The sequence below is a fragment of the Paucibacter sp. B51 genome (genome assembly GCF_027863535.1).
GTDB lineage: Bacteria > Pseudomonadota > Gammaproteobacteria > Burkholderiales > Burkholderiaceae_C > Paucibacter_A > Paucibacter_A aquatilis.
Genome location: NZ_JAPIVN010000001.1, coordinates 451,698 through 474,888 on the forward strand (window position 1 = coordinate 451,698; position 23,191 = coordinate 474,888).

Annotated in this window: 24 protein-coding genes and 1 pseudogene; 16 read left to right on the plus strand and 9 right to left on the minus strand. The window is 62.6% G+C overall.

Features of this window, described 5'->3' with window-relative positions; genetic code table 11:
* Positions 1 to 56: 56 nt before the first annotated feature.
* A complete protein-coding gene (locus OOB33_RS01825) occupies positions 57 to 1,169 on the minus strand; it encodes a DUF2332 domain-containing protein (protein WP_271007421.1) in 1,113 nt (370 codons plus the stop codon).
* 80 nt (positions 1,170 to 1,249) lie between these two features.
* Here OOB33_RS01825 and OOB33_RS01830 point away from each other — a divergent pair, with 80 nt between their 5' ends.
* Complete coding sequence (locus tag OOB33_RS01830) at positions 1,250 to 1,948, plus strand: Crp/Fnr family transcriptional regulator (RefSeq protein ID WP_165794668.1); 699 nt, start codon at positions 1,250 to 1,252, stop codon at positions 1,946 to 1,948.
* Here the strand turns inward: OOB33_RS01830 and OOB33_RS01835 are convergent.
* On the minus strand, positions 1,945 to 2,799 hold the full coding sequence (locus tag OOB33_RS01835) for a sterol desaturase family protein (RefSeq protein ID WP_271007422.1): 855 nt from the start codon (positions 2,797 to 2,799) through the stop codon (positions 1,945 to 1,947). The genes OOB33_RS01830 and OOB33_RS01835 overlap by 4 nt on opposite strands.
* A gap of 49 nt (positions 2,800 to 2,848) precedes the next feature.
* Between OOB33_RS01835 and OOB33_RS01840 the strand changes: the two genes are divergently transcribed.
* Positions 2,849 to 3,466 (plus strand): Crp/Fnr family transcriptional regulator, encoded by a 618-nt coding sequence (locus OOB33_RS01840; protein WP_271007423.1) that lies wholly within the window; start codon positions 2,849 to 2,851, stop codon positions 3,464 to 3,466.
* Here OOB33_RS01840 and OOB33_RS01845 read toward each other — a convergent pair.
* Positions 3,456 to 3,944 (minus strand): glutathione peroxidase, encoded by a 489-nt coding sequence (locus OOB33_RS01845; protein WP_102769125.1) that lies wholly within the window; start codon positions 3,942 to 3,944, stop codon positions 3,456 to 3,458. The two genes, OOB33_RS01840 and OOB33_RS01845, sit on opposite strands and share 11 nt — an antisense overlap.
* A gap of 40 nt (positions 3,945 to 3,984) precedes the next feature.
* Positions 3,985 to 4,887, minus strand: a complete 903-nt coding sequence (locus OOB33_RS01850; protein WP_102769124.1) for a DMT family transporter — start codon at positions 4,885 to 4,887, stop codon at positions 3,985 to 3,987.
* A 370-nt stretch (positions 4,888 to 5,257) separates the two neighbouring features.
* Here OOB33_RS01850 and OOB33_RS01855 point away from each other — a divergent pair, with 370 nt between their 5' ends.
* On the plus strand, positions 5,258 to 6,193 hold the full coding sequence (locus tag OOB33_RS01855; protein ID WP_102769123.1) for a hypothetical protein: 936 nt from the start codon (positions 5,258 to 5,260) through the stop codon (positions 6,191 to 6,193).
* A gap of 89 nt (positions 6,194 to 6,282) precedes the next feature.
* Here OOB33_RS01855 and lplT read toward each other — a convergent pair whose 3' ends face one another.
* Positions 6,283 to 7,563, minus strand: a complete 1,281-nt coding sequence (lplT, locus tag OOB33_RS01860; RefSeq protein WP_102769122.1) for a lysophospholipid transporter LplT — start codon at positions 7,561 to 7,563, stop codon at positions 6,283 to 6,285.
* A 202-nt stretch (positions 7,564 to 7,765) separates the two neighbouring features.
* On the opposite strand from lplT, the gene alr reads away from it, so the two are divergent.
* A complete protein-coding gene (gene alr / locus OOB33_RS01865) occupies positions 7,766 to 8,881 on the plus strand; it encodes an alanine racemase (protein ID WP_271007424.1) in 1,116 nt (371 codons plus the stop codon).
* Positions 8,882 to 9,543: 662 nt separating this feature from the next.
* Here the strand turns inward: alr and OOB33_RS24480 are convergent.
* Complete coding sequence (locus OOB33_RS24480) at positions 9,544 to 9,852, minus strand: helix-turn-helix domain-containing protein (protein WP_442952981.1); 309 nt, start codon at positions 9,850 to 9,852, stop codon at positions 9,544 to 9,546.
* 347 nt (positions 9,853 to 10,199) lie between these two features.
* Here OOB33_RS24480 and OOB33_RS01870 point away from each other — a divergent pair, with 347 nt between their 5' ends.
* The 5 genes from OOB33_RS01870 (at position 10,200) to OOB33_RS01890 (ending at position 12,723) form a co-directional block, all read left to right on the plus strand.
* Entirely contained in the window at positions 10,200 to 10,580 is a 381-nt protein-coding gene (locus OOB33_RS01870; RefSeq protein ID WP_271007425.1) for a hypothetical protein, read from the plus strand.
* A 112-nt stretch (positions 10,581 to 10,692) separates the two neighbouring features.
* A complete protein-coding gene (locus tag OOB33_RS01875; RefSeq protein ID WP_271007426.1) occupies positions 10,693 to 11,325 on the plus strand; it encodes an antitoxin Xre/MbcA/ParS toxin-binding domain-containing protein in 633 nt (210 codons plus the stop codon).
* Between the two features lie 24 nt (positions 11,326 to 11,349).
* The gene (locus OOB33_RS01880) at positions 11,350 to 11,550 is read left to right on the plus strand and encodes a hypothetical protein (RefSeq protein WP_271007427.1); all 201 of its coding nucleotides are present in this window, start codon (positions 11,350 to 11,352) and stop codon (positions 11,548 to 11,550) included.
* Positions 11,551 to 11,671: 121 nt separating this feature from the next.
* Positions 11,672 to 12,241 (plus strand): Uma2 family endonuclease, encoded by a 570-nt coding sequence (locus OOB33_RS01885; RefSeq protein WP_271007428.1) that lies wholly within the window; start codon positions 11,672 to 11,674, stop codon positions 12,239 to 12,241.
* Positions 12,238 to 12,723 (plus strand): hypothetical protein, encoded by a 486-nt coding sequence (locus tag OOB33_RS01890; protein WP_271007429.1) that lies wholly within the window; start codon positions 12,238 to 12,240, stop codon positions 12,721 to 12,723. The genes OOB33_RS01885 and OOB33_RS01890 overlap by 4 nt, the downstream gene beginning before the upstream one ends.
* A 613-nt stretch (positions 12,724 to 13,336) precedes the next feature.
* Here OOB33_RS01890 and dgt read toward each other — a convergent pair.
* Positions 13,337 to 14,740, minus strand: a complete 1,404-nt coding sequence (dgt, locus tag OOB33_RS01895) for a dGTP triphosphohydrolase (RefSeq protein WP_271007430.1) — start codon at positions 14,738 to 14,740, stop codon at positions 13,337 to 13,339.
* Positions 14,741 to 14,798: 58 nt separating this feature from the next.
* The gene (locus OOB33_RS01900) at positions 14,799 to 14,969 is read right to left on the minus strand and encodes a hypothetical protein (RefSeq protein WP_271007431.1); all 171 of its coding nucleotides are present in this window, start codon (positions 14,967 to 14,969) and stop codon (positions 14,799 to 14,801) included.
* Between the two features lie 324 nt (positions 14,970 to 15,293).
* On the opposite strand from OOB33_RS01900, the gene OOB33_RS01905 reads away from it, so the two are divergent.
* The 5 genes and pseudogenes from OOB33_RS01905 to OOB33_RS24485 form a co-directional block, all read left to right on the plus strand.
* A complete protein-coding gene (locus OOB33_RS01905; protein WP_271010002.1) occupies positions 15,294 to 15,461 on the plus strand; it encodes a ribbon-helix-helix domain-containing protein in 168 nt (55 codons plus the stop codon).
* Positions 15,462 to 15,487: 26 nt separating this feature from the next.
* Entirely contained in the window at positions 15,488 to 16,405 is a 918-nt protein-coding gene (locus OOB33_RS01910) for a DNA adenine methylase (RefSeq protein WP_271007432.1), read from the plus strand.
* Positions 16,402 to 18,177: an AAA family ATPase gene (locus OOB33_RS01915; RefSeq protein ID WP_271007433.1), complete on the plus strand. Its 1,776-nt coding sequence runs from the start codon at positions 16,402 to 16,404 to the stop codon at positions 18,175 to 18,177. The genes OOB33_RS01910 and OOB33_RS01915 overlap by 4 nt, the downstream gene beginning before the upstream one ends.
* A gap of 11 nt (positions 18,178 to 18,188) precedes the next feature.
* Positions 18,189 to 19,481 carry a 5-methylcytosine restriction system specificity protein McrC gene (locus OOB33_RS01920; RefSeq protein ID WP_271007434.1) on the plus strand — a complete coding sequence of 431 codons (1,293 nt, stop codon included), beginning with the start codon at positions 18,189 to 18,191 and terminating at the stop codon, positions 19,479 to 19,481.
* 266 nt (positions 19,482 to 19,747) lie between these two features.
* Positions 19,748 to 20,176, plus strand: a pseudogene (locus OOB33_RS24485) (N-6 DNA methylase); the annotation flags it as partial.
* Positions 20,177 to 20,536: 360 nt separating this feature from the next.
* Here the strand turns inward: OOB33_RS24485 and OOB33_RS01925 are convergent.
* The gene (locus OOB33_RS01925; RefSeq protein WP_271007435.1) at positions 20,537 to 20,827 is read right to left on the minus strand and encodes a hypothetical protein; all 291 of its coding nucleotides are present in this window, start codon (positions 20,825 to 20,827) and stop codon (positions 20,537 to 20,539) included.
* Positions 20,828 to 21,791: 964 nt separating this feature from the next.
* Here OOB33_RS01925 and OOB33_RS01930 point away from each other — a divergent pair.
* A complete protein-coding gene (locus tag OOB33_RS01930; RefSeq protein ID WP_271007436.1) occupies positions 21,792 to 22,586 on the plus strand; it encodes a sigma factor-like helix-turn-helix DNA-binding protein in 795 nt (264 codons plus the stop codon).
* The gene (locus tag OOB33_RS01935; protein ID WP_271007437.1) at positions 22,579 to 23,190 is read left to right on the plus strand and encodes a hypothetical protein; all 612 of its coding nucleotides are present in this window, start codon (positions 22,579 to 22,581) and stop codon (positions 23,188 to 23,190) included. The genes OOB33_RS01930 and OOB33_RS01935 overlap by 8 nt, the downstream gene beginning before the upstream one ends.
* Position 23,191: the final 1 nt, after the last annotated feature.

The window sequence follows — 23,191 nt, forward strand, 5'->3', positions numbered from 1 at the left end:
GAGGCTGGATCATGCCGCAAGCGCGGCGCCACGGCTGTGGCGATTTCCCCCCGTTTTCAGCCCAGCCAGTGCAGCCAATGGCCGTGGGCATGGGACCAGGCCAAAACCCAAGCGCTGAGCTGGCCATCGGGCGCCAGGGCTTGAACAGTCCAGAGTGAGGCACTCTCGGCCGACTCGCCCTCGGGCGCGGGCGGCAGAGCCAGACCGGGTGGGCGCAGCGAGGCGGTTTCGGCACTGAGCCAGAGCAGGCTGTGCCGGCGCATCAAGCCCTCGACCTCAGCCCGGTGGGCGGCCAGGCTGGGTGTATCGAAATAGGCCAGCACCCAGCTGTTGAACAGCACCGGCTGCACGCCGGCAGGCAGCCCCTGCAGCCAAACGGCCAGGGTCTGCAGCCCCTGCTCGACCCGCTGCACCGGGTGGCGGTCGGCTCGCGCCTGGGCCAGGGCCTGGTCCAGACGGCGCGCCCGGGCGCGGTCGTGCGGCCAGAGGCAGGCGCGCAGCCAGCGCACCGCATCTTCGTCCTGCACATCGACCGGCGCCAGATCGACGCCCAAGCGGGCCCGCAAGCGCCAGGGCGTGCGCGGCGGCTCGGCAGCGCCGCGCCACTGGCAGGCCACGGTGGGCCGCTCTGGCGCCGCCGGGGCGCCCAGCTGGAACCGGCCGTAGTCATAGCGGTAGGCATCAACGCCCAGATTGAGGCCGGCGCTGCAGCCGAAATCGAACAGGGCCAGGTCTTGCCGGCCGGTCTGGGCGGCGATGGCGCTGAGCGCCGGCCAGAGCACGGCGCAGCGCCCGATCTCGTTGGTCTGGGTGCTGCGCAGGCGCAGATGCTCGAGCAGGCGCGGCCGCTCGGCACGCACAAAGCGGTGCAGGCTGTCCGCCAGTGCCGCATCGGGCGCGCGTTCGCCGCCCACGCTGGGGTAGTAAGCCGCCAAGTCATGCGGCACGCCGGCCAGCACCCGCTCGTGCAGAGCTGCCAGCAGCAGATTGGGCCGGGCCTGCGGGGCATGCCGCACATGGACCATCAAGGCCAGCAGCTCGGGCGAATCGGCCACGATCTGGCACAGGGCCACGTAGAGCGGGTCGTTCGGGCATTCCTGCACCGCGAACTGGCGGTACTGCCGGGCCCAGCGCTGCAGATCGGTGGAAGGGGTCAGGTCGTCATCCATGCGCCCAGCTTACGAGGCCGACGCCCGGCACAATGTCGGGCACCCGACAATCGCGAAAGCACGCGTCTTTTGCCTTCACCATGGACCGCACGCCCCCAGCCACCAGCGCCAACGCCGCCCTGCGCGCCTTGATGTGCGCCAATTTCCCCGAGCTGGACGGCGCGCAAATGCCGGCCGAGGCCGTGCTGCAAGGCAGCGTCAGCCTGCGCCGTCTGGCCCGCGGCCGCACCTTGTTCGCTCAAGGGCAGCCGGCCTTGGCCTTCTACGGCCTGGTGACGGGTGAGATCGAGGCGCGCTTCACCGGCCTGGACGGCACGGTCTCGGTGCTGGAGCATGTGCAGGCGCCGCGCTTGTTCGGACTGGCCGCCTTTGCAGCCGGCCAGGCGGCCAGCTATGAAACCCTGGCCACGCAAAGCAGCCAGGTGCTGGTGATCGGCTCGGCGGCTTACACCTTGCTGATGGACCGCTGGCCCGGCTTTGCCCGCGCCCTGATGGCCGAATTTGCGCGCCGCTACGACGGCACGCTGCGCCTGCTCGAGGCCTCGCGCCACCGCAGCGCGCCCGAGCGCTTTGCCCTGGCCCTGGCCCAGCTGCGCCGCGACCGCGCCGCCGGCCCGCCCGATGCCCAGGGCTGGCAGACCTTGCGCGCCACCCAGGCCGAGCTGGCCGCCGTGGCCAACCTCTCGCGTCAGACCGTCAACCAGCTGCTGCAACAGGCGCAGGCCGAAGGCCGGCTGCACTGCAGCTATGGCCAGCTGCATCTGCGCGTCATGATCTAGCCGCGACAGCAGGCCGGCAGCCAGGTCGGCGGCGCCGTACCGGCAAACAGACCCAGCCGCGCCGGCGCCTGGCCCGGCCGGTGCACAAAGCTGCCGAAAAGCTGGTCCCACAAAGGGATGGCCGTGCCGTAGTTGTGGGCCTCGGCCTCGACCACGCTGTGGTGCCAGCGGTGCAGCTCGGCGCTGCCGATCAGCCAGTTCAGCGGCCCCAGGCTGCCGCGCAGATTGGCATGCACGGCCAGGCCCTGAACCTGCAGAAACAGCGCCGCCCACAGCATCACCTCGGCGCTGAAGCCCAGCAGCAGCCAAGGCAGCAGACGCGCCGCCTGGTTCCAGGCGGCATTGAGCGGATGGGCCAGCACGGCATTGGCGGCGTTGAGCTTGGTCGGCTGGTGGTGCAAGGCATGAAAGCGCCACAGCCAGGGGCTTTGATGTGCCCAGCGATGCAGGGCAAAGGGGCCCAACTCCCCCAGAGCTATGGCCAGCGGCAGGGCCAGGCCGGGGTGGAGATCCCCGGCCAGCCCATGCCCTCCCAGGCCTGAGCGCAAAGCCAGGCTGCTCAGCAGCAGGCCGGTGAGGCTGTCCACCAGGGCATTGAGGCCAAGAAAGCCGCCATCACGCGCCAGCTCCGGGCCGCGGGCCTGCCAGTCCTTGCGCAGGGGCCAGAGCCGCTCGGCCAGCATCAAAAAAGCCAAGGAGGCCAGACCCAGCAGGGCCAGCACCTGTTCGGGCGGCCAGTCGCGCAAGGCCCAGGCCGCTGGCGGCAGGGCGGCCAGCAAGAGCAGATGCGGCCAGTTCACGGTGTGCAAGCGGCGCGGCACGCTGGCGCCTGTTTTCAGATCGGTGTTCATGGGAGTGCATGCTGGGGCCGCCCGGCGCGACATGCATTAACCTCGGTTCATGTCGCACCCCGAGATCGCCGAGAGCCCCGCCCCCTGCCCGATTTGCGGCGAGGCCTTGCTGGCCCAGCTGCAGCAATCGCCCGCGCGCCTGGCTCGCTGGGCGGCGCTGCCGCGGCTGCCGCTGAAGCGGGGTCAGGTCTTGCTGCGTGCCGGCGACACGCCGAAGGCACTCTGGTGGGTGGAGCAGGGCCTGCTGCGCGCCAGCCTGCTGGACGCCAGCGGCCGCGAGCGCAATCTGGCGTTCTACCCGGAGCAGCAATGGCTGGGGCTGCCGGGCGCGCCACAAGCCAGCGCAGTCACCCTGGAGGCGCTGGAGCCCAGCCGGGTCTGCGTCCTGCCCTATGCCGAGCTGCAGCGCTGGCAGGCCGAGGAACCGGCCCTGGCCGAGCTGCTCTGGCAGGGTTTGAACGCCCAGCTGCAAGGCCAGCTGCGGCGGGAACAGCAATGGCTGATGCTGGACGCGAGCCAGCGCTATCTGCGCTTTCTGGCCGAGCAGCCCGCGCTGGCCCGGCGCCTCAAGCAGCGCCAGCTGGCCAGCCATCTGGGCATCACCGATGTGGCCCTGTCACGCATCCGGCGGCGCCTGCGCGAGCAGGCCGAGGGTCTCAAGCCTTGAGCGCAGCCTCGATGTCAGCGCTGATCTTCTCGGGTGCGTCATTGGGCGCATAGCGCTTGATGACCTGGCCATCGCGGCCGACCAGGAACTTGGTGAAGTTCCATTTGATGCCCTCGGTGCCCAGCAGGCCGGGCTTCTCGGACTTGAGCCACTGCCATAGGGGGTGGGCTTCGGCGCCGTTGACCTTGACCTTGGCCATCATGGGAAAGCTGACGCCGTAGTTCAGCTGGCAGAAGGAGGCGATCTCGCTGTTCTCGCCCGGATCCTGGCCGCCGAATTCATTGCTCGGGAAGCCCACCACCACCAGGCCCTGGTCGCGGTAGCGCTGCCACAAGGCTTCCAGGCCGCCGAACTGGGGCGTGAAGCCGCAGGCGCTGGCGGTGTTGACGATCAGCAGCACCTTGCCGCGCTGGCTGGCCAGGTCGGCGGGTTTGCCGTCGATGGAGAGGGCCTGAAAGTCGTAGACGCTGGCGGCCATGGCGAGGTTCCTTGTGATTCTTGGAAGGCGGAAATTCGCCTCAAGCCTGCATGGTAGCCGGGCTGGCCGGCGCTTGCTGAGCCGGCTTTTGCGAGCGCTCCAGGGCCGAGAGCAGGGCAGCCGCCAGGATGCAGGCGCCACCCACCGCGGTCTTGAAATCCAGCTGCCCGCCGCCCAGCCACAGCGCCGACAAGGCCGCCACCGGCACCTCGATCAGCATGACGATGGCGGTGACATTGGCCGGCAGACGCCCGGCGCCGTACTGCAGCGAGAGGTTGGACAGACAGAACAGCACGGCCATGCCCGCCAGCGGCAACAACCAACCGACATGCGGCAAAGCCGGCCAGGCCACCAGGCCCGCGCCCGCCATGGCCGCGGCCGCGCCGCCGGCCACAAACACCCCGCCGCTGAACATGGCCAGGGCCCGGGCATGGGCGCCGCGGGCCGCCTCGCGGCGCAGCATCACATTGTTGAGGGCAAAGCAGAAGCCACCGAACAGGCCCAGGCCGTCGGCCAGGCTGCGCGGCCAGGGTAGGCCGCCGCCCTCGGGCGCCAGCACAAAGGCCGCGCCACCCAGGGCCAGGGCCATGCGCAGGCCGGCCAACAGGGTCAGGCGCTCACCCAGGATCAGGCGCGCCAGCAGCACCGCCCAGAGCGGCATCAAATAGAAGAGCAGCACCACGCGCAGCACATCACCCAGGGCCACGCCCCAGTTGAAGGCGGTGTTGGTCAGGCCGGCCGCCAGCATCACCAGCCAGAGCGAGGGCGTGCCCAGGAACTCACGCCAGGCCTGGCGCTGGCTGAAGGACACGGCCAGCAAGGACAGCAGGTAGAGGCAGACCGTGGTCCACAAGGGGTGCAGGCCGGCTGCCTGGAACTGGCGGAAGGGCCACCAGGACAGGCCCCAGACCAGGGCGTTGAACATCAGGGCAAGAACGGGCATGGCAAGGAGAGCGGGCCGCGGTCAGGGCGGCCGAGAGGGGTCGGAATGAGGGAGAGGGAGGCGGCCGCGGGCGCAGCTTTCATGACAAGCCGGCGACGCAGCGCGGCAGGAGGGCCAGGCGAACACAGGCTCGGTTGGGCGGCCGCAACAGGCCGGGAAAAAAGGGCTGGAAAGCGCCGAAAACAACTGGCAAGAAGACCGCTCGCCAGCCAACAATGCCCAGGGTTTATAGCATGGCGAAACAAGGCCGCCTGGCTTTCAATCGCAAGCAATCCGCAGGGGGTGTTTCACGCGTTGGAAGCCACCGTCTGCCCGTCCGCAAGCTCGAGTTTTCTTGTTGTCGTTGTTCGCTACAAAGGGAGAGTCTTCCTTGGATCATCTGGCCTGCTTCAAGCCGGGGGACCTGTCGTCCACCTCGGCGCCCGACCTGACAAGCTACCGCTGGCGCCTGCTGGCCCAGGGCGACTCCTGGTTCTCCACCTCAGCCGCCAAGCTGAACGCCCATGCCAATCTGCTCCAGGAAATGGTGTTCAAGGACCCGGCCTGTGCCGTCAACTGCGCCGGCTCGGGCGAGGCGCTCAGCCATATGGTGGACCTGGAATCGGCCGCCGATTTCGTCAGCCTGCTCAGCGACGATGGCGCGCCGGTCTGGGACGGCGTGCTGCTTTCGGTCGGCGGCAATGACCTGATTGCCGCCGCCCAGACCCCTGCCCATGCGGCCGACGGCAGCGATGTGCCTCTGCACCTGCGCCTGATCCGCCACCAGACCGAGTGGGGGGCCCCATCCGCCGGGGTGGCGCGTTATTTTTCAGAGCCCGGCTGGCAGACCTACAGCGACTACCTGCGCACCAATGTCCGCCACCTGCTGACCCTGCGCGACCAGGGCCCTTCGGCCGGCAAGCCGGTCTTCATGCACTGCTATGCCGTGCCCATGCCACGCCCGGCCGGCGCCGACGACAGCGGCCTGGGTGCTTCCGGCCCCTGGCTCTACCCGGCCCTCAAGGCCTATGCCCTGCCCAGCGCCGACTGGGCCGCGGTCAGCCGCCTGATGGTCTTCCACCTGGCCCAGCTGCTCAAGAGCATGGCCGCGGACAAGGAGCAGTTCCCGGGCCTGCATGTGTTTGACTCGACCACCGTGCCCCTGGCCCCGGCAACACCCGGCACCAGCGGCAGCAGCGGCGACTGGCACAACGAGATCCACCTCAATCACAGCGGCTGCTTCAAGATCGCCCGTGCCTGGTCGGAGCACATCGAGGCCGTGCTCAGCGGCGTCAAGACCGTCGAACCCGTGCGCAAGCGGCCCTGAGCAAACTCGCCCGCCAGGGCGCCGCACAAGAAAATCCCGCCGGGGCGTACAGCCTGCGGCGGGATTGTTCTTTTCAGCCTTCCGACGACTCAGTGGCACTCGTCACAGCGCGCCAGCACCAGCAGGCGCTCCACCTCTTCGCGGTGCTCCACGCAGTTGCGCTCATGCCAGCGCTTCACCAGCCACATGGTCACGGCCACGATCAAGCCGAGGATGGAGATGGCGATGTAGGCCGACAAGCCGATGCGGGTCATGCCGGTGTAGAGCGCGCCCAGGCCCAGGATGCAGGCCTGTTCGTTGAAGTTCTGCACCGCGATGGAGCGGCCGGCGCCCATCAGGTTGTGGCCGCGGTGCTGCAGCAGCGCATTCATGGGCACGACCAGGTAGCCGCCGATCATGCCCAGCACGATCAGGAAGGGAATCGCTGCCCACAGATGCGTGATGCCGTTCAGCACGATGATGAGCACGCCCATCAAAATGCCCAGCGGAATGACCTTGGTCGCACGGTCCAGGCGCATGTAGATGGAGGCCACCACAGCACCCACCGCCGTGCCCACCGCCACCACGCCGCCCAGATTGGAAGCCTGAGTGGTGCTGTAACCCAGGGCCAGCGCCGCCCACGAAAACACGATGATGCGCAGATTGGCCGACACGCCCCAGAACAAGGTCGTGGTGGCCAGTGAGATCTGGCCCAGCTTGTCCTGCCAGAGGCGGGAGTTGCAGGAGGCGAAATCACGCACCAGCTCCACCGGGCTGTGCGCCAGCGGCTGCAGCGGGGCCTGGGTGCGGGGGATGCTCAGATTGAAGAAGGCCGCGATCAGGTACAGGATCACCAGGCTGCTGATGGCCGCCTCGGGCGCGGTGTCAATGCCGGTGTTGATAAATGGCAGATCCAGGCTCAGCAAGATCGGCGAGAGATGCGGCCCCACCAGCTGTCCGCCGAGCAAAATGCCCAGGATGATGGATGCGATGGTCAGGCCCTCGATCCAGCCATTGGCCTTGACCAGCTGCGAAGGCGGCAGAAGCTCGGTCAGGATGCCGTACTTGGCCGGCGAGTAGGCCGCAGCGCCCAGGCCCACCACGGCATAGGCCAGCAGCGGGTGGGCGCCGAACAACATCATCAAGCAGCCAAAGATCTTGATCAGGTTCGAATAGAACATGACCTTGCCCTTGGGCACTGCATCGGCAAACGCGCCAACAAACGGCGCCAGCACCACATAGAACAGCGCAAACATCGGGCCCAGAGCCGGAATCTGCCAGGCCGGTGCCGCTGTGCTCTTCAACAACTCGATGGCGCCGACCAGCAAGGCCTGGTCCGCCAGCGAGCTGAAGAACTGCGCCGACATGATGGAAAAGAAGCCTTTTTTCATGAACCCAATCGGTACTGCGGGGAAATGTCGAGCAATGAGCGAGACGACGGATGCGCGCCGACGGTCAAGCTGGGACGGTTGATTCCGGGTTTTCCCCAGGCTGCAGCCACGCCCGTGGCCGCGCCCGGTTTATAGCACGCAGCACTTTCACCGAACTTTTGCCATCCCGCGAAGCACAGGCGCGGGTGCCACAATATCGGGCATGCCACGTCCGATCGAAGCCCTCATCCACCTCCCCCACCTGGCCCACAACCTGGCCCGCGCCCGCGCCTGCGCGCCGGACGCCCAGGTCTGGGCCGTTGTCAAAGCCAATGCCTACGGCCACGGCATCGAAAATGTCTTCGAGGCCTTCCGGGCCGCCGACGGCATTGCCCTGCTGGACCTGGACGAAGCCCAGCGCGTGCGCGCCCTCGGCTGGCGCGGGCCCATCCTGCTGCTGGAGGGTTGCTTCGAAGCGCGCGACCTGGAGCTGTGCTCCCGCCTCAAGCTCTGGCACGCCGTGCACTGCGAGCAACAGATCGACTGGCTGGCCATGCACAAGACGCACGAGCCGCACCGCGTGTTCCTGAAGATGAACAGCGGCATGAACCGCCTGGGCTTCAGCCCGCAAGCCTTCCGCGCCGCCTGGACCCGGCTCAACGCCCTGCCCCAGGTGGACGAAATTTCTCTGATGACCCACTTCTCCGACGCCGATGCCCAGCGCTTCGGCCAGGATGGCATCGCCCACCAGGTGTCCGCCTTCCAAACGGCTACCGCCGACCTGCCCGGTGAGCGCTCACTCTCCAACAGTGCCGCCACCTTGCGTTACAACCAGCTGGGCCATGTGCGCGCCGACTGGGTGCGCGCCGGCATCATGAGCTATGGCGGCGTGCCCGATTACCCCGAGCATGACGCCACACACTGGGACCTGAAGCCCGGCATGAGCTTGCGCGCCAAGGTCATCGGCGTCCAGCAATTGCAGCCCGGCGACACGGTCGGCTACGGCAGCAGCTTCACCGCCGACAAAGCCATGCGCATCGGCACCGTGGCCTGCGGCTATGCCGACGGCTACCCTCGCCATGCCGGCACCGGAACCCCGGTGCTGGTCGATGGCCTGCGCAGCCGCACGGTCGGTCGGGTCTCCATGGACATGCTGGCGGTGGACCTCAGCGATCTGCCCCAGGCCGGATTCGGCAGCGAAGTGACGCTTTGGGGCCAGAGCAGCCGAGGCGCCGTGCTGGGCATCGACGAGGTGGCCAAGGCCGCCGGCACCATCGGCTATGAGCTGATGTGCGCCCTGACCAAGCGCGTGCCCGTCACCGTGGTGCACGGTGACTGAAGCCCAGAAGGCGGGGCTGCGATGAACCTCGCCTGGACACCCGCCGACTGGGAGCTGGATTTCAGCTTCATCCGCGCCAGCGGCCCGGGTGGGCAGAACGAGAACAGGAACGTCCCTAGTTTTTATACTTATTATTCTCCAGCAACAACTTAGCGGCAGTACCTTTACCGAAGATGCTACTCTTTCTTGATGCTCTTCGGGCATCTACTCAAACTGCTGTGGTATCGCTTCTGCGGCGCTCCAAGCGCCGCATCGAATGGGGGTTTAGTGCCCTTCGATCTGAGTGCTTACTTAAAGCTTCCAATCGCCCGCGTTGAACCAACGGTGGAAGTACACGTTCTGACATCTCATCGACGGTCTACCCTACGAAGTTCTGCACTGCCTCCCGGCGTGCACGGCAGTCTGCCTGGTTGCACTGGAGGTGGCTCGCGTCGTTGCAAATACTCGGCCCGGTCAGTCATCACCTCTTGGTGGCGGTGCCTGACGCAGCCCCAAACAATCGCGCGATAGTCGGGTTTTGTGGTGGGACAAGCCCTGTCGGGGCTATTGGGAGTCAAGGACGTATGGAGGAGGAGAGCTAGGTTGATAGCTCTTCCCGTGTCCACTTGATTCACCAATCGCCGAGCAGATCAGCTTTGACCACGACCCGCATCGCGATGGCACTAGCGGCTCACCCTGGGCCGGCCACGGCGCCGCAGTGGCAGCGCAGCAAGCGCAGCATCCCTCTTGTTTGGGTCATTTAGGTAGCCCAGCGCTTGGCGGGCTAGCTTGTCTGGCGTGGTTTGGAGCGCCAACGACAGCGCGAAGAACACCCCCATCGTCGGGCTCTTCTTGCCCCTCTCAACGTCGGCTAGGTAATTCCGGTGAATGCCTGCGGCGTGGGCTAACTCTTCCTGGGTCTGCGACGTCTTGAAACGCAGAGTGGCCACGGCGAGGCCGACCGCAAAGTCCCACTCTGGTGAAGAAACCATACCTGCCCATCGTTAAAACGGGACAGTCTTCCTATTCTGTTAACTTGAATAAATCCTCTATAGTGTGCATTATTGAGGAGAGTGGGCGCTAAGCGTGTCGTTACGGCCGGGTCGCCTTCGGCCCAATGCCTCGCCTTCTGACGGCTTCACACACTCGCCCCGCCCGCACCCGCCCCCCTTCGACAACCGGATTTGCCTAGATGGAGTTCGCCTTGCACACAACCTGCTACTCACCAAGCATCCTCCAGATTGCCGAATCTGCCTACCGGTCCCCAGAGACAACAAAACCTTGGGTCATCGTCCTCAGAGTGGGCAACCCTGGCGAGGAGTCGCACATTGACACATCCATGTTTGACTCCGGCAAAGAAGTCGCGCACGACCTGGCAAGTTCTCGAACGCCAATCCTGCACATCCTGTGCTTAACAGCCAATGGCAGTGACTGGGTGCTTCGTTCAATTCGTGAAGTTTGGATCGGCACACTCGGCGAAGCTGCAGTTGCCGTATTTCTCGATGACCGAGGATTCGAATTCTGCCCAGACGCCCCTGAGCAAGCCGTCTCTCAGTTATCTGAACTGATCTGTTGCGGTGTAGTCGAGGGCGCCCAGCAAACAGAGCGGCCGGCTCGGGGCCAGTCGTACGGGAAGTTGCTCCACAAAGCAATCGAGCGAGAAGTCCTGTTGCGCCAAGTCGCAGAGTTCAAGGGCACCAAGGCGTCCGCCGGACAGTGACGCTCTGGGCAAAGGCGGGCTCGGAGACATGTGTGTCGACCTGGTCGGTCTGCTAGTGAATGCCGCGGGGCCAGCGTATGCGTTGGCTCGGGCGCGGAAAGGATCAACTCTAATGACACTTGCCCTATGCCCAGTTTGTCGGGTGCTCCATCAAATTGTTCGCCCGACCGCACTCGTCGACGTGGATGAGGAGCGTGCTTACAGCATCACCCACTGCCGGCATTGCGAATGCTCTTCCGGCCAGTTCTTGCCACTGAAAGACGCCGACGACACCGCGCCCAACGACATCGGCTATCCCGCGGCGGTCGTCCCGCTATTCGAAGGTCAGTATCGTGACTGGTGGTTGGTTGGCCCGGAGAAGTTGGCGCTGCTCGCGAAGGCTAGTCTGCGCGTGCGACTGGTGCGCTACTTGGCTGATGAGATGCGCGTTCCGGCAGAGCGCGTTGCCGAGTGGGCCGGACTGTCCGTAACGGCAGCCATGAAGCCGGTGCCCGGTAAGACGCTCGAGTTGGACCAGGGGTTGCGCCTGCTCTGGATGGCCCGGCTGATTGGTCAGGCCGAGGAGATGGTCGACCGTGCAGGCAAGTCCGCGGGCTTCAACGCGCCGGCATGGATGGGCGCCTGGCTGCAAGCTGCGCATCCCGCGTTGGGCGGGGTGAGCCCAGGTGACTACCTGCTCCGCTCGGACGGGCCACAGATCGTCAGTGAGCTACTGGCGCGCTTGGAGAGCGGCGCGTACTCATGATCCGGAAAGCATCAAGGCACGGTGATGAATTCGCGACCGAACGACGGGGCACCCAGCAGTGAAAACCCGGATCAGCTCAACGAGTTGTCCGAGCGTGCTGCCTTGGCCCTTGCCCACGCCGCTCTCGAGGGCCTGGTCGACATGACCAAGGGCCGTTTGCTGGAGGACAGTGAGCTCGACCAAGCCCTGGCGGTTGTGTCGCCACAACCTCGATTGAAGGATTGAGGCTGCATGTCGGTGGCTGCATGCGAAAGGGACGCAATTGAACAACCGAGAGGCCGTTGTCACGTGGCACTCCCGCCGTGCGGCTTGGCATCCATCTATTCCGTTCCGATGAGGCGGCGCAATGAGCATGCTCCTTCAGAAAATGACCTTGGCGGAATTTCTCGCCTGGGAAGCGTCCCAACCCGCGCGCTTCGAGTTTTGTCGAGGCCACGTTCTCCGCCTGGGCGACGTCCCTGCTCGCCAGAACCGGGTCGCCATGAATTTAGCGAGCCGCATCGACAAGCACCTCGACGGCTCAGCTTGCCAAGTCTTTGCCATAGGCATGAAAGTGCAGGCAGATGAGTCGATTCTGTACCCCGATGTCCTGGTGACCTGCGGTAAGACGGCGGCAGGCGATGAACAGCTTGTCCATGACCCGAAGCTCGTGATCGAAATCCGGTCGCCGAACAAGCGGGGCGACCGGCACGATAGGTTCAACGCGTATCGCACGCTTGTGTCGTTGCAGGAGTACGCGCTGATTGATGCCGTCGACCGTCGGGTCGAAGTCTTCACGATGAGCGAGACCGGTGCGTGCTCCTATGCGGACCAGACGAGGGACGGCGTGATGACACTGCGCAGCATCGACCTTTCGATGCCGTTGGAGGCGGTATTCAAAGGTGTCGAGGCAGCCGAAGGGAACGCAACGCTATGACATCGGACAAGCCCGTCATCGAGCTCGTACCTGCTGACTTCCCACGTTCAAGCGGTGGCTCCGTCAGCGGGGCGCAGAGCAAGCTCATCGTCCGCAAGATCGACGGTCGGTTCGTTGGTGGCATGACCGATGAAGAGCTTTGGGTGCGCTACGACGCCTGCCGGGACCTGGCCATGAAGCTGACCGAGCACGCGCAGCGCAAGCGTGGCCAGTACGCGAAGTTGAGCCAACGGGAATTCCTGCGGCGGCTTCGGGCTGGCGTTGTGAAGCGCGGCTGGGACCTTGCTGTCGAGGAATTCGACTGGGTGATGCAGCGCGTTGCGGTCGCCATGGGTGGGGAACCTGGCGACGTGCAGAGCTGGGCTGCTTTGGATGTCAGTCCGCTCACGCCCGGCACATGCTTGACCGAGGCGCAGGTCGAAACTCTGGTCGACTGCGTGCGTGCAAAGCTGCTGCAGGGAATGCTAAGCACCTCAGATTGAGCAAAGGCACTGGCGGGGTGGCCGCTTGGGTTCGAATCGTGCCAGTATCCAGTACACCAGTACGGTACGGATACGGTATGAATCGCGCTTCGAGCGTTATCTCTGTATGAGGTCGTTTAGAAAGGAACAGCCGTGTCTGAGCGCGTCAGCTACGTGGTTCGCGTGCCGGGTGGCAATGAGAGTTCCGGATGCATCGAGATCGTTGCGATGGTTCCTGGGTCGGGCAAGCCGGATGGGCTCGTGGGCCGTGCACAGCGTGCCGTGGCAAGAAGGCTGAGGGTGCCAATCAGGGCCATCAGCATCACTGGTCTCATGACGTACTAAACGAGTGGCCACGCGCAGCCGTCGTGCGCGGAAAACGGCCGTGCAGCGCATGGACTCCAGCCACCCCTTCGCTTGGAGCCCTGAATGTCCACTTCTGCCAACGCTTGAATGAGTTACTGCGCCGACAATTCGGTGGCCCTCCCGAGCCGGGCGAAGACCTAACTGCCGTGCTGATCGCCTTGCACCGTACTCTTTCCCGCGTTGGGTCCAACACCTACCCGTTAAACAGGGGGCTTCATCTCGCATGACCCAGGCGGCCGCACTACTGCGGCCCCTACAAGCGCGCCTGTCAGATGGGCTTGAAAATCGAGGCGCCGGATTCTTTGAGTCGGCTGTGAAACTCGACGGCATAGCGGTCCGTCATACCGGCCACGAAGTCGCAAATCAAACGCATCCGGCCTTCGACGGATGTAGCCCGGCCATGCATCTGGCGATAGTCCTCCGGGAGCAGCAGGTGCCCATCGTCGTTGTTCAGCGCATCGAAGATGGTCTGAACGAGTTCGTAGCCCCGGTACTCAACGACCTTAAGTCGGGGCGACATAATCATCAGCTCGTAGTTCAGGTGCTTGAGCGCCTCAATTTCGAGCTGCGTGCTTCTCTCTAAGGATACTTTCGAGAACCTCAGCGCCGTGCCGGATAGCGGCTTGACGCTAATGCTGCTGACGAACTTTTGAACTAGATTCGAGGTAAATCCTACTCGGGCGTTGCCTTGACCGGCGACTAACATCGAGTGATTGAATGCCAACAGCGTTGCGGCATCGGCGGATGAACTGCCCTCGGTCGAGCCCAAATCAAAGAGTGCCTGCAATGTCCTGAAGACTTCAACTTCCGTTGCATCAGGAATTTCTTTCTGAACCTTCGCGTGCACTCGCTCGACAAGTTCCTTGTCAGTTCCGAGCCTGGTCCGGATGGCCAGCGGATGCGAAAAGCCCCCTTTCATTGCGTCCTCAAGGTCGTACGTCGAGTAAGCAATATCATCCGCAAGGTCCATGATTTGGCACTCAACGGTCTTGAACGTCTTCAACTCGGCCGGTGGCTTGCCAACGTGGGCCTTGATCTTCTTGACCAAGTCGCTCTGCGATGAGTAATACCCCTTCGCCAGTGAGTCAGATGCCTTGCGTTGTACTGGAATGGCCTTGTCGTACTTCAGGACGGCGGCAAGGGACCGGTACGCCAAATTCAGCCCCAGGCGCCGGTCAGTGCCGTCGCGGGAAATTCCGCATAGGTCCGAGGCATCCGCCTCTGAGCTAGGGTCGTCGAGAACTTTTTTCTCGATCCGACTGAGAAGCCTCAAAGTCTGCGCGTTGCCCTCGAAACCTCCGGCCCGTTTCATACAGTCATCGAGAGCTCTCTCACCATTGTGGCCGAATGGCGGATGTCCCAAATCGTGTGCCAATGCTGCGAGTTCGACAAGGTCAGTATCAATGGGAAACTCACGGAAGCATTCAGTATCCGCGTTCAGCTTTAGCGCAATTCCTTTGGCGACCTGAGCGACTTCCAGCGAATGCGTAAGGCGATTCCGAAAGAAGTCAGATTCATGACCAGGGAAGAGTTGCGTCTTCCCTTGCAGACGTCGAAACGAGGGGCTATGAAGCAGCCTGCCGTAGTCGCGCCGGAAGTCGCTGCGTCCGAGTTCTTGCGCTGGACTTTCCTCTGGTTTCGCGCGCTTGAAATCACCGTCTGAGTACAGCATTGCTCCCCCCTGAAAATAAAGCCACCTCACGGGTGGCTTTTAGCGGTCTCTGCGGACTTCACTTCTTCGGGTTCTTCCCCGGAGCTGCCTTCACGGCAGCCTTTTTCGCCGGCTTGGCAGCCAACTTGACAGCCTGGGGTGCCATCATCGCTTGGTAGTAGCCCAACTGGCTAGTAGCGGCGCGCTTCGCTGCCACTACTGAGGGGAAGCTGGATGTCTTTGTGTTCAAGGCGCTCTCCCAGTTGGTCATCAGTAGTCCGATGTTATAGCACGCGAACCTACCTCATCGCGTCGACTCTGCCTCGGTTGTGACATCGGCTGCCTTCCGCCTAGATGATGCCCTTGCCGCATTCAGGCTCGGTGACTAAAGCTTCGCTGCCTAGGGCGACGTGGTCAATCCCACGACCATTCTCACTTGATGGCTCACGCCATGAGCCACCTCTGCTTCACACTACGCGCTGGGCAGAGACTTGAGGTACAGTCTACTCATTGTAAAGGCAAGCTGTAGGCAAGCAAGATGTCTGAGCGTAAGACTGAAGTGGTCAATTTGAGGATGGCCCCGAGTGTTAAGGAGCTTTTGCGGCTTGCCGCCGCGCATGAGCGGCGAACGCTGTCCAACATGCTCGAGGTACTCATCGAAGACTATTGCCAAGCCAAAGGGCTAGGAGTGCCGGCGGGCCCAGAACGGATCGAAAAAGAAATGACATCAACGCCTCACTGAGTACGGACCAGAGAAAAGAAAACAACATGAATGAAGCCGTAATCCAAGTGGAAAGACTAATTTCACGCCCAGCAGCGCAAGAGTCGCTGCTATTTCAAGACGTAAATGGGGTCGAGCAGGCGCCCACGGCAAAACCCTTTTTGCGCTGGGCGGGAGGCAAGTCCCGTCTTCTTGGCGCCCTTCTGCCGCTAGTTCCTTCAAAGTTCCGCAACTACCATGAGCCGTTCCTGGGGTCCGGTGCGATGTTCTTTGCGCTGCGCAATCGAGCGCAGGCCTGCTTCCTGGCGGACCTCAACACCGAGCTAGTCAACCTCTGGCGCGTTATTCAGCGGGAGCCGAGGGCATTCTGGGAGCACATTCAGCCCTACTACAAGAGGCAAGGCGAGGACGCCTACTACGTTATCCGCGACGAGTCTCCTGACCATCACCTTGAACGCGCTGCTCGGTTTTTCTATCTCAACCAAACCGCCTGGAATGGCCTCTGGCGAGAAAACCAAAAAGGTATCTTTAACGTTCCTTGGGGTGCTCGAGATTTCCGCGGGGTGGACGTCGAATTTCTATCCGCTGTGAGTCTCGCGCTTCAAGAAGTGACGATTCGAGAAACAGATTTCCGTGATGCAGCGAAGAACACTGAGCGCGGCGACTTTATCTATTTTGACCCGCCATACCTTCCCATCTCGGACACCAGCAAGTTCGCTGGATACAACGGGAAGCGCTTTCGAAAGAATGACCTCGAAGAGCTAGCCGACCTTTGTAAACACCTCACTAAGAAGGGTGTTCATTGGATGGTATCGAACCGGGATAACGAGCACATCAGAGAAATTTTCTCGCACGCTACCGTTGTGCCCTTCACAACGAGGCGTTCAGTCGCTGCTCAGACGAAGCGACATGTGCAGCCTAAGGATTCGCCAGAAGTGGTGGTTGTGGGAGGACCCAAAAGTTGACTATCCAGGCCGTACAAGCTGTTTTCTTCGCGAAGTACACCGCTTCGAATTTTCGCGCGGTGTATGGGCGGCTCCCCACTGACGCAAACGCGACATACACCAAGGACTTCTTCCAAGTTCTTCAGGCGGCCGGCGACGCCTTGGCAGGTGTGCTGCCGGCTTCGCGCACTCAAGACACCGACATTGAGTACGTGTGGCCCACGGGACGTTGCCCAGGAAAATTCCTTTGGCGTGACCCACGTTGGCAGATGAAGTGGCCAACGGGCCAGAAGCCGCTGCCCTGGACCATCGGGAACACAAACACTGCAGAAGTCAGCATTCCAGGTAACCCTGGACTCCAGGAGCCGGCGGCGGCTGACGCTGAGCACGCGGCTATCAACGCGTCTGGTGTAGAGCCATGGCTGGTCGCCGTGAAGCTAGCTGGCGAGGACCACAAGCTGCATGTGCGAACTTACTTCCGCAATCCGGCTCCTCAGTTTGCGGACAGAGCTCTCGCTCAACTGCCCACAGTCGTACTAGACGCCATCAACGCACTCCCGAATGGCGACGGGTCCGGGACCATAGTTCTGCCAGCCATCGCAGCACTGGGACCGCGTCCTACCCCCCGTGTTCCTGCATTGGTATCGCGGATTCAAGAGGCCCTGCAACGTGAGCCCAACGTTCTGCTCGTTGGCCCCCCTGGAACAGGGAAGACCGTCGCCCTTGAAGACCTTCAGGCGCTGTACGACTATCCCGCTCCGGTCGGTACCGTGTTGTTCGACACGACAGCCTGGGGCAACAGTTGGTCTGTCTGGAACGCGCCTCAGTCCAGAAGCGAAGTTCTCGTCTTCCATCCTTCATACAGCTACGAGAACTTCGTTGCCGGTCTCTACCCAACTTCGAGCCAACATGGCATCTCGCTTGAGGCCAAGCCGGGTCCGTTGCTTTGTCTCAGCCATTGGGTAGGCAAAGGGAATCGCCAAGCCCTTCTCGTCATCGACGAGTTCAATCGTGGCTCGGCTGCGGCCATCTTTGGCGATTGCCTTAGCTTGCTGGACAAAGACAAGCGCAGTTCCTCGTCCCATGCGGGCGCACGCATCACCAGGCCATACCCGGGACAGAAGATGCCCGTCCCAGAGCCATATTGGGACGTCCCCGGAACGGCCGAGAACTTCGCAAGCGAGGTGCGACTTCCAGCGGGCGTGCACATCCTTGCGGCGATGAACAGCACTGACCGGTCCGTGGCTCCAGTGGATGCTGCTATGCGACGGCGCTTCACCGTTATTCGCGTGGGACCAGACTATGAAGCACTGGCTCAGCACCTGGGATTGGCAGCCAACAGCGTTGACCAAGGATTGCCGCCGGTCGCGCCTGTCACGGGGTGGCAGCTCGACGATGTATCTCGTCTCGCCGTCCGTGTACTGCGAGCCGTGAATGCGCGCATCGAGTTCTGCCTTGGTGAGGATTTCGAACTCGGTCACGCTTTGCTTTGGCACCTCACCGCTACAGCGGTTGCCGAACGGCTTACGCAGCTGTGTATGCTTGTCGACACCAAGGTCGTGCCGACCCTTCGCATGACCTTTGTGGATCAGGACGAAGCGCTGGCGGCCGTGCTGTGTGTTAGCGACGCCTCGCGCGCGTCCCTTGGGCAACCCGCGCCCACTGGACTCATCGCGTATTGGAAAGAGGCGCCGCAAGGCTTGGCATCTATTGCTGACAAGCGCCTATCCGTGCGTAGTCTGACCGCCATGGACAGCCAAGAACAACTGGCCGCTCTCAACGCGCTCTTGTAGCAGGTGGCCTCTTGTTCCCACTGGACGTTCGCGAAGGAGACGAGTTCTCCCTTGACCTGCAGCATGCCCAGCGCCTTCGGCAGTCGGCTGAACGGGTGCGCGCTCAGCTCAACCCGCGATTTCAAATACTCCATGAGCGTGCCGGCACATTCAGAATCTCCAATGTCATTGGAACCATCGACCTCGGTGGCGGCGCGCTCATTCACGTCTCACCGAAAGTTCCCACTTCGACAGATTGGGTAGCCGCTGCCACTTGGCTGCTGACCGGGAGTGAGGACATTGAAGTGGCAGGCCAACGCCGGGCCGGAACGTCCTCGCTGCACAAAAATCTGCTCGAGGCCCTGGCGCGAATCTACTTGACCCGACTGCAGAGGGCGTACCGTCAGGACGGGCCCATCGTTCTGATGGAGCGTGTCTCAAGAACACTGCCCTACCTTCACGGGAAGCTGGATGTCACACGTTGGGCAAGAGCGGCCGCGTGGCGGCCGCACATGTTTCCGGTCAGCCGGACCGAACTAGCACAGGACAACCCGTACACCCGAGGGCTGATGCATGTCGCGGACAGGCTCGCCCACATCTCCGCGGACCCGACAGTCAGGAACGGCCTCCATACTGTGTCACGCGACCTTTCCGCTGGCCTACCCATGTCGTCGCGTCCAGTCGCGCCCAGCACGCTTCTAGCCCTCCCTGAGCAGTGGAAGGCCTACGAGCCAGCCTGGTCTCTCGCTAAGGCGATCCTGACCAGGACTTCGCTGTTTGGCGCCAGCGGGAGTCTGACCGGCGTTGGTCTAGCTATCGAGGCCTGGCCTCTCCTCGAGACCTTGTTGGCAAAGACCCTGGCCGATGTTCAAAGGGTGGAGCGTGCCAGCGGGCACACCTATACGTACCGTATGCAAGGGTCCGTGCCCTTGCTCACTCCCTCCGGCGCCCTTCCTCAGCGCCCCTTTTCTCCCGAGCCGGATGGTCGCCTCTTTCGTGACGGTCAATTGCTGGCGACATTTGAAGCAAAGTACGCGCGCTTCGACGGCAGCGTTCCTAGCCGCGAGCACATCTATCAAAGCCTTAGCACGGCGGCCGCGTGCGGCGCATCGACAGCCGTGCTTGTATACCCCGAAAAATTCCCCCCCATGTCTTGGAACGTTTCCGGCTTCCAGAGCCGCCCATCACGCCTCATCGCAATCGGTCTCGATATGTTTCGTTGGCCGCCGCCGTCGCATGCCGATTCAAGGGCTGCACAGCTCATTGCAGCGTTGAGCGGCGGCCAGGGCGGCGCTGCGAGCTCGGTTCAGTTGGTGGCAGCATGAGTTCGGTTTGGGATGCGGTCCACATAGTTGCTCGCGAAGTCTGCCCATCTGACTCCTTCCGCCTAAGCAACTTGTCCATTGCCGCAGCTGCGCGGCACTCTAGCGCTACCAATAGGAAATCGAACTGGGGTGGGGCCACCGCCGAAAGAATCGTTCGGGAACTCGCACTCACACCGTTGCCCGACTACTCAACCGACGCGTTACTCTGGGCTAGGTTGGCAGAGCGCGCCCTTGAGGCCAGTCATCTCGGAGCAAGTGCTGAAGGCATGCACTCGTGGGCAGCTGCGTACCAGAGAGCGTCAACGACTCAGAAGTCGCTCGGGGCCTATGCGACGCACAACTCGTTTGCGAGCGCGCTTGCGCGAATCACGCTGAAATCTCTTCCCGCGAGCGGCACATATCGCATCGTGGACCCAAGCGTTGGCGCTGGCAACCTTCTGCTTGCTGCGCTAGAGCTGCGAGGCAGGACCGCCACCGATGCCGACCGTAAGAGGCTCGTCCTGTCCCTGCACGGCATGGAGCTGGACCCACGAGCGCGCGAACTGTGCTGCCTACTGATTTGGCTCGCAGGAGCGTCGGTTGGCGTCACTTTGAAGCAGGTTGCCAAGAACATCGTTTTGGGTAACGCGCTTACGCACGACTGGTGGGCGAAGCAGGACTTGTTCGAAGTTCTGCTGATGAATCCGCCATGGGAGTCCCTGCGGCACCAAGTAGATGCCGACGAAGAGCACGCGCAAGAAAGGGCGGCGACGCTCGGCAGACTCTCCAACCCGGCAGAGGGGCATCCAGACTTGCCAGCACTGTTCACCGCTCAGGGGTCTGGTGACCGAAATCTGTTCAAGGCATTTGTCGAGTTGGCCCCCCATCTGCTAAATGACGGCGGCCGTTTGGGTGCCCTTCTGCCAGCTGCATTTGCGTCCGATGCAGGTCTCACAGACTTACGCAAGCGCTACTTCAGCCAGTTTGAGATTGCGCGCTGGACAAGCTACGAGAATCGAGCGGGATACTTCCCGATTGATGGGCGCTACAAGTTCGGCCTATTGGCGGCCACTCGCTCACGCAAAGGAACCCGCCAGCTTAGCGTCCGTGGATTCGCCGTTGAGCCGGATGAGGTCGACGCGCCCCATATTGCGCTTCAGCGTTCTGACATAAGCCTGATCGGTCGTAAGTACCACATCATTCCCGAGTTGTCCCAGCGACGCGAACTTGACTTGCTCCGAGTGGTGTTGTCCAAGGGCACCCCCTTGTTCGACGGTGGAGCGCTTGGAAAAGTTACGTATCGACGGGAAGTGGACCTTAGTTTGGCCAAGGATCAGTTCAGACCTGTAAGTAGTCTGAAACTTCATGCCTGCGGGGATGGAACCTTCTTGGACACTAAGGGGAACATGTTGGTTCCTCTGCTAGAGGGCCGGTCCGTTGGAGCATTCGACTGCTCCCAAAAGAGCTGGGTATCTGGAAGCGGTCGAACAGCAGAGTGGAGAGAGAACGGCGAAGACTCTCTTGGAGAGTGCAAGCCACAGTACGTAACAACGCCGGCCGTAGCGGCGCCACCACGCATAGCTATCTGCGACGTAACGGCTGCCACAAACACTAGAACAGTGATAGCTACCTGGGTGCCCGAGACTTGGCGCTGCGGCAATACGGCGCCTGTGCTGGAGTTCGAGAGCTACGTGGCTGCTTTTGCGGGCCTCGGAATCCTCAACTCGCTTGTCTTCGATTGGGTTGCCCGACGCCTCACGAGCGGTCTGCACCTCAACAAGTTCATTCTCGAGGGCTTCGTTTGGCCGCAGCTGACTCATTCCGAGCTTGAGCTCGTCGCGCATTGCGCCTGGAGCATTTGCGTCGCACAGCCTCGCAGTGGGTTGACGAAAGATCAAACTACGACGGTTCCCTGGGCGCACGAGTCTAGGGTAAGAGGCGCTAAGCCGAAGTCGGCAAGGCACGCTGCCGCGACCATAGAACACATTGTCGGCCGAGCCCTTGGGCTCTCGGCATCGCAGCTCGAGACGATGTTTGATCCTGACCCATCAGACCGTCGCGGATTCTGGAGGTACTTTGCATCCAACGAAGAAGCCGTAGGGATTGCCAAGTCGGCGCTTGCGCTGGCTTCAAAGGCCTCGGCGCACATAGAGTTGCCTTTGACTAACACGACTAGCAGCCCAGGACGGCCAGGGTAGTCGCAGCTCATCTGCGCAGCAGCTTGGGGGAAATCAATAACCCTAAGAATCCTGCGGAAATTCCGATTCGGCGGAGATGCCTCGATTTACAGAGCATGGGAGGGCATCGGGGTGCTACGACGAGAAGGAAATCATGATTCCAGCAGCAGTAGATGAAGCGGACGTCGACATCGACGCAGACGACGCGGAAAGCCTGAAAAGCTACCAGCGGCTGCCTGAGCACGAGCTCTGGTTGGCCCAGGTGTTCAAGATGGACAGCGACCAGCTGCTCGCAGCGCTTGCCATCAAAAAGCACAGCCTAGCGGGCTACATCCCATCGGAAGTGCTCGTGACATTGGCTCGCAACGGCTATGGCGGTAGCGCGCGAGTGCGGAATGCCATCGCCATCGCCTTAAACGAGCGCCTGGTTATCGGGTTCAAGGGCTACTTGAACCGCAACCTCAAATGGTTCAAGGTGGTGACGCGCAGCAGCGAGGCGCAGGTGGAGGGCGTGGCGTACGTACGCGAACGCATCTTCCGGAGTCGAGCTGAGGTGAGCTTTGCCGAGGTCCGGTTTGGAATGTTCGTCGGCATGCGGCTGTTGGACTGGTTCAAGTCGCAAACGGCGCTGAAGAACAAGGCGCCGTCGGTGGACGGTGAGCTGGCACCAAAGGACGAGGACGGAAACCAGCTCTCGTTGGCTGACCAGGTGCCCGATGAGGTTGGGCTCACCCCCGAGGCCGCCCTGCAGCAGAAGCAACTCTTCGCAAGCTGCCGCAGTGCCGTTCTCTCGCTGCCGGACAAGCAGCGAACTGCAGTGCTCCTTTGCTTTCATCAGAACATGACGCACAAGGAAGCCGGCAAGGTGATGGGCCTGGGCGAGAGCTCAGTGCAAAAGTATGTGACGGCGGCGCTGAACGCGCTGCGAAATGGAGACTGGCATGACTGACATGACGCGCTCGGCCAGCAGTGAAGCTTCGGACCTGATTGAAGCCTTCCTTGCGGCCAACCCGCTCCCCTCCTCGGAGCAGTGGAAGGCGTTCACCCTTGCGAATCCGGAGCATGCGGCGCAGATCGCCGATACCGCGCTGATGCTGACGCTCGATGACGCTGACTTTGATGCCGAGGAATTGGATGTCGAACTGTTCAACGCCACTCGTAGCGCGATGCTCAACGCCGTCCACCTGAGTAGTGTCCCGGTCGCGGCAGCCAAGACCGCGCTGAAGGTATGTCGGGGGCCAATTGCACGCCGATATGCGCGAGAAATTGGACTGGGTGAGCGTGTCGACCTATTCAACCAGATGCTTGCCGGAGAACTCTCCGCCCCGTACGTGCTCGTGAAGCGCCTCGCTAAGACCTTGCAGGTGCGCATGACGGCCCTGGCGGAGGTGTTCGCCTTGAACTTCCAGAACCAGCCGGTTCAGTCCTATAAGGCGGATGGCAAACCGAATGCTCTTCGGCAGCCCGTGAGCTGGGAGCAAGCGGTCAGGGATGCTGGGATCACCGGGGAGGAGGCCGCTCGCCTGCTCCACCTGGAGAAAGAGATGGACTGAG